The sequence below is a fragment of the Sodalinema sp. genome (genome assembly GCF_046483825.1).
Lineage (GTDB): Bacteria > Cyanobacteriota > Cyanobacteriia > Cyanobacteriales > Geitlerinemataceae > Sodalinema.
Genome location: NZ_JAWOCL010000166.1, coordinates 1 through 5,472 on the forward strand (window position 1 = coordinate 1; position 5,472 = coordinate 5,472).

The 5,472-nt window shown below is 51.2% G+C and carries 7 protein-coding genes; 2 read left to right on the forward strand and 5 right to left on the reverse strand.

Going from position 1 to position 5,472, the window contains the following annotated elements; genetic code table 11:
- The 4 genes from R6U67_RS10780 to R6U67_RS10795 form a co-directional block, all read right to left on the reverse strand.
- Positions 1 to 131, reverse strand: a 131-nt coding sequence (locus tag R6U67_RS10780) for a WD40 repeat domain-containing protein (RefSeq protein ID WP_410252552.1), incomplete at its 3' end; no start/stop codon positions are given.
- Positions 132 to 228: 97 nt separating this feature from the next.
- A complete protein-coding gene (locus tag R6U67_RS10785) occupies positions 229 to 495 on the reverse strand; it encodes a type II toxin-antitoxin system HicA family toxin (RefSeq protein WP_410252546.1) in 267 nt (88 codons plus the stop codon).
- On the reverse strand, positions 438 to 683 hold the full coding sequence (locus R6U67_RS10790) for a type II toxin-antitoxin system HicB family antitoxin (protein ID WP_410252547.1): 246 nt from the start codon (positions 681 to 683) through the stop codon (positions 438 to 440). Before R6U67_RS10790 ends, R6U67_RS10785 begins: the two co-directional genes overlap by 58 nt.
- Before the next feature lie 236 nt (positions 684 to 919).
- Complete coding sequence (locus R6U67_RS10795; protein WP_410252548.1) at positions 920 to 2,557, reverse strand: DUF2079 domain-containing protein; 1,638 nt, start codon at positions 2,555 to 2,557, stop codon at positions 920 to 922.
- 200 nt (positions 2,558 to 2,757) lie between these two features.
- Here R6U67_RS10795 and R6U67_RS10800 point away from each other — a divergent pair, with 200 nt between their 5' ends.
- Positions 2,758 to 3,966, forward strand: a complete 1,209-nt coding sequence (locus R6U67_RS10800) for a histidine kinase (protein WP_410252549.1) — start codon at positions 2,758 to 2,760, stop codon at positions 3,964 to 3,966.
- A 9-nt stretch (positions 3,967 to 3,975) separates the two neighbouring features.
- Here R6U67_RS10800 and speE read toward each other — a convergent pair whose 3' ends face one another.
- The gene (speE, locus tag R6U67_RS10805) at positions 3,976 to 4,920 is read right to left on the reverse strand and encodes a polyamine aminopropyltransferase (protein WP_410252550.1); all 945 of its coding nucleotides are present in this window, start codon (positions 4,918 to 4,920) and stop codon (positions 3,976 to 3,978) included.
- Positions 4,921 to 5,081: 161 nt separating this feature from the next.
- Between speE and R6U67_RS10810 the strand changes: the two genes are divergently transcribed.
- Positions 5,082 to 5,450: a DNA methyltransferase gene (locus R6U67_RS10810; RefSeq protein WP_410252551.1), complete on the forward strand. Its 369-nt coding sequence runs from the start codon at positions 5,082 to 5,084 to the stop codon at positions 5,448 to 5,450.
- Positions 5,451 to 5,472 lie beyond the last annotated feature (22 nt).

Genomic DNA, 5,472 nt, shown 5'->3' on the forward strand with positions numbered 1-5,472 from the left:
GCAACATCCCAAATTCTGATAGTATTTTCATCACCACCACTCGCAAGCAATTGACCATTTGGGCTAAAGCAAACCGAGAAAACAGATCCGGTATGTTCTCTGAAAGTTTTGGTGATTTTTTCGGTCGAGATTTCCCATCAAATAATGGGTTGTTCCGATACTTTTTACAGTCAGATATTGATAAATCCCTGAAGGTTGTTGTCAACGCGACACCGTTACTTGCTTTGACTAAGTGTTGTTGAAAACATCCCAATCAATTTCCAGTTGTCGCAATGCAGACCGTAAAGTTCCAAGTTTGAGATCACGACTTCCCCAATCTGGTAACACCGAAGCTTTTCCTGTACTGGGATTCAACCATTTTCGGTGAGAGCCACCTCCGCGCCGGGGTAATTCTTGACAACCCAATGCTTTCAATTTTCGTGCCACGTCGCGATACTTCATGAACTGACGACCAGAGTTTCTAGCCACAGAGAATGGCTGGCATCCGCAACGCATAAATTTGGCGGTAACGTTCGACCCAAATCTTCATAAATCTCCACCACGGCGACCAGGGCATCCTGAACATTGGCGAGGGCTTCTTCGGCGGTGTCCCCTTCAGTCAAAAGTTCTGGTAAGAGTGGAGACGTCACAGTAAATCCCCCTTCGGGTTGGGGGGAGAGTAGCAAAGGAACTTTATAAAGCATAGAGGTTCTCCTTTTTGGTTAAGTTGTCTCGAATAGTTCCCACTTTTGAGTTGAAATTGGGTTGAATACACTGCTCGTTGTGGGCGATCTAAGCGAGCCAGAGCTATCTTTATAAGCCTAATACGTCTTAAGGATGGGTCAGAAGAGACATCAAAGAAGAGACGCCAAAGGGACAGAGTCATGACGGGACGAGGAGAACCCAGCATCTTTTCTCTATAGACACCCTTTAACTCATCCTAATCCAGAGCCTGATAAAACGCCATATTCTCCGACTCATACCGCGATCGCCAATCCTCCCAAGCCGCCTCAGCCTCCGGTTCACCGACTTGTCCTTTCCCCAGCAGAATCACCCCATCACGCCAATCCAAAATCCCATACTCCCCACTCTCACTCAGACGTTGCAACTTCGGAACCATCACCGCCAAACGAGCGCGATCATGGCGGAACGCCACCTGATAGGTTTGCAAACGCCACAAATCCACCAAAATATAGTCCATCCGCTCGACAACCCCCGCATCCGTCAACAACTCCATCTGGGGAAAGCGCAAAATCTCCCGACGACTGGACAAATGGGGAATAATATAGGTCGTCGCCGCCACACCCGCATCCTCGGGAACCTGGGCCAGCAGCGGATAGATGGCCCCAGCATGACGCCATTGGCGAGTGATGGGAACATGAACCCAGGGGTCAATGGAATCGGGAATCAGAAACGATAAACTGCGGTTGGGGTTTCCGCCAATGGTCACCATCACTGAGAGGGTTAGACAGAAAATCCAAAAGCGGCGAATGTTGGGAGTTTTGAACACCTGCGGACGCACAGACCACCAGAGAATCGCCCCATAACAGAGTCCGGGAACCACCGTCATCGCATAGCGGATATTGATGGCTAAAACCGACTGTCCCTGAGCCACAAACAGTTTAAAGAGCGGAAAACCGGCGATCGCCCACGCTCCCCCCGACGCCGCCGGAACAAACGCAAAGGGAAGCCACTGTCCTAATAAATAACTCATCGTGCGGCCAAAAGGGGTAAAAATCTGCCCAATCAAATGAAACGGCTGACTCAGCATCCCCCAGAGAATCTCTAACGTGGTTGCACTGTCTCCCTCAGCATATTGTCCGAAGCGTTCCATCATAAAGCGTTCGGAAATATCCTCGGAAAATAAGGGCATAATCACATTAGTCAACCCCACGATATAGCCAAACCCCAGCAGACAGACCACCGCTCCTCGCGCCGGAAACCGACGACTCAGCAGCATATAGGCCCCCACCCCAAACAGGCCAATTCCTGAATCTTCACGAACCAGCAGGATGGCGATCGCCACCGCCCAAAACAGCCCCCACCAGCGTTTCTCCATCGCCAACAGCAGGGTGAAGGTAAACAGGGGAATCTGACAGATATCATGGAAATTCGCCCAAGTTGGCCCCAATACCGCATTGGCGCAATAGAAGCTGAGGGTCATAAAGGCCGCCAGAGGCGAATCGAGGTGTTGTCGCGCTAGAACATAGAGAACCAATCCCGCTGCGGTGACAAGAATGACTTGTAACACCGTCAGCGTCACCGGGGACGGAAAGAGACTATAGAGAGGAAGCCAAAACAGTAACGCCGGGGTGAAATGTTGTCCCAGGCGTTGGTAGAACACCGTCGGGAACTCTCCCTGGTGGACCACATTTGTGGATAACGCCGAGGAGAGGGAACTCTGGAAAAACCGTCCCTGGCTGTTATTCCAGAACACTTGGTTAAAAATTCCCTGGTCGTAAGAGGCGTAGAATGTGTAGTAGCGATGCAGTGTAATGGTGAGACTCACCAGGAAAAACACCATCGCCGCTGCGATCGCGACCCGAAACCAAGGATTTTTGAGTGACGTGACTCCCATTGCGCTTTTTCTAAATATGAGTGGCTAGACCTAAGGAGGGATAGAGAGCGCGTTGGGGGCGATCGCCCTCAACCTTAGCTCAAAAAATTATCGCTCAGTTGTGATCCCGGTTTACCCTGAAATCTAAAGAAGACATTAAAGTAGAAGGGAAATGCGTCAAAATTAAGCTAAGCCTCTCAATCAACTGTCCCCCCACCCTGATGTCACCAACCTATGCTGATGCAGCAAGAGATGACATGGTAGCATCTCCCAACTTCAACACCTATCCCAACGCAGTCTTACAACTGCTCCTGTTCGTCGATCGCCGTTCGAGTTCCCAGGAAGAACTCAAGCGCATTCGCGGCTACCTCGACAGCGTGAAATCTGACGGGAACTTCGCCCTAGAGGTGATTGACGTCAGCGAACAGCCCTATCTGGCAGAACATTTTAAACTGATTGCCACACCAACGCTGATCAAAGTTCATCCTGAACCCCGCCACAGTCTGACCGGCAGTAACCTGGTGTCTCAATTGGACCATTGCTGGGGGAAATGGCAACAGTCGGCCCATGAGTATAGCGATCGCTGTCCCACAACCATTCATGACGGCCAGGGTTCCGTCAACTCCTGTTTTCCCTCCATCGCCACCTCCTCAGAAATCATCCAACTCTCCGACGAAGTCTTCCGCCTCAAACAAGAAAAAGAGGAACTGCAAGAGCAACTACGGTTCAAAGATCGCCTCATCTCCATGTTGGCCCATGATCTACGCAACCCTCTCACCTCCACCTCCATCGCCCTCGAAACCCTCGAAACCCTCAACCACCCCAACAACGCCGACAAACTCAAAGCCAACCCCAACCTAACCGATCGCCTGCTACAACACGCCCGCACCCAAACCCGGCAAATCGAGCAAATGATCTTCGATGTCCTCGAAAGCGCCCGCAGTCAAGATGGCTACCTCTCGATTGTGCCGCAACAGATCAACCTGGCCGAACTCTGCCAAGATGCCCTCAATCGCCAATGGGAGAACTTCGAGACACGCGGCTTAACCGTCCAGACTGACTTACCCCAAGACTTACCCGACGCACACGCCGACGCCAACCGGGTGCGACAAGTCCTCATGAACCTCCTCGACAACGCCGCCAAATACACCCCAGAAGGGGGGACCATTTCCCTGGCCTTACTCCATCGCACCGCCCAGAAAATCCAAGTTAGCATCAGTGACACCGGTCCCGGCATCCCCTTTGACAAACAACAGCGAATTTTCGACGATCGCGTGCGCCTCGAACGGGATGAACAAACCGATGGCTATGGCCTGGGGTTATCCCTTTGTATGCGGGTGGTGCGATCGCACTACGGTCATATCTGGGTCGACTCCCAACCCGGACAGGGTAGCACCTTTCACTTCACCCTGCCCGTCTATCGTCCCTAGTCCACCGTCCTAGGCCTCGCCCTTAACAACCCCTTTACCAAAGAACTTCGGCGGCTGGGCCTTCGTATAGACTTCCGTCTCTTGTTCAATCGCCTGACGCAGATGCAGCGGTAGAGAACTCAGTCCCAGCCAGGTAATCCCATCAAACATCCGCAAGCCCCCCGTTGTCTTCTCGGCCAGGCGGCGATCGATCTCCTCGGGAGAAGCCTTAAACCCCTCCTGAGACGCCAACGCAAAGCCCCAAGGAGAGGCATACGTGGGAACATGAGAATGATAGGATTGCACCTGAGGAAAAATATCCTTCAGGGTATTGACAATTCGCGCATGAAGCTGTAACTCTTCCGGTGCAACGGGTCCCGCCTGAACCACAAACTGGCCCTGGGGGGAGAGAACATCACGAATCTGTTGAAAATACTCCTTCGTAAACAATTGGAACGAGGGGCCTTCCTCAATCGGGTCTGAGAGATCCGAAATCACCACATCCCACTGCACCTGAGTCTCATCGAGATATTGCAGCGCATCCCCAATCACCAATTCAGCGCGGGGGTCATCAAAAGAGTTTTGGTGCATTTCCGGCAGATGTTGCCGACAGGCCGCCACCACATCCCCATCAATATCCACCATAACCGCCTGTTCCACCGTCGTCCAGCGCAACACTTCCCGCAGCGTGGCCCCTTCCCCGCCACCCAGAATCAGCACCTTCCGGGGGTTCCCGTGGGCCAAACAAGCCGGGTGAACCAGGGGTTCATGATAGAGAAATTCATCCCCAGTACAAGATTGCCATTTTCCATCGAGAACCAGCGCCTTTCCATAGGCCCCGGTTTCGACAATGTGCATCTCCTGATATTGGGTTTGTTGGAATGCTAAAAGTTTCGTCACCCCGTGGATGTAGATATCCCAGGGGGTAATGTACTCCGTAATCCAGAGGTCAGCTTTAACGTCACTACCTGCCATATTGATTGACTCGTCCTCGCCGTAGGTTGCGAAATTTGCAGACTCATCAGTTTATCATGGTTTTCCCCAAGGCGTGAGGTTTTTGGCGGTCAGTGAATTGAGTCTGGTTCTTCGTTATGTTACGTTAATGGTTGGACAAGCTCCTTAAGCTGTCCTTGCCCATGGCATTCAGGTCGTTTTTTGCCTCAGAGCAGACCCGCAAAACAATGATGAGTTCTAACTATTACCAAGATGGAGAGCATACGATCATCCATGGGGACTCCTTAGATGTTTTGCGCCATCACATCGCCGATAAATCCGTCGATCTAGTTTTCCTAGATCCACCTTACAACATTGGCAAGAAATTTTCCGAGTTTCAGGACAAATGGAACTCACAAGAGCAGTATTTAAACTGGATTTATCCAGTGATTGATGAATGTATCAGAGTCCTGAAGCCTCAAGGGACTTTATATCTGATGGCAAGTACGCAAGCTATGCCTTATGTGGATATTTTTATTCGAGAAAAAATGGGTCTTCTGGGTTTAGGGTGATAAGGAGAATTTATGGCAGATT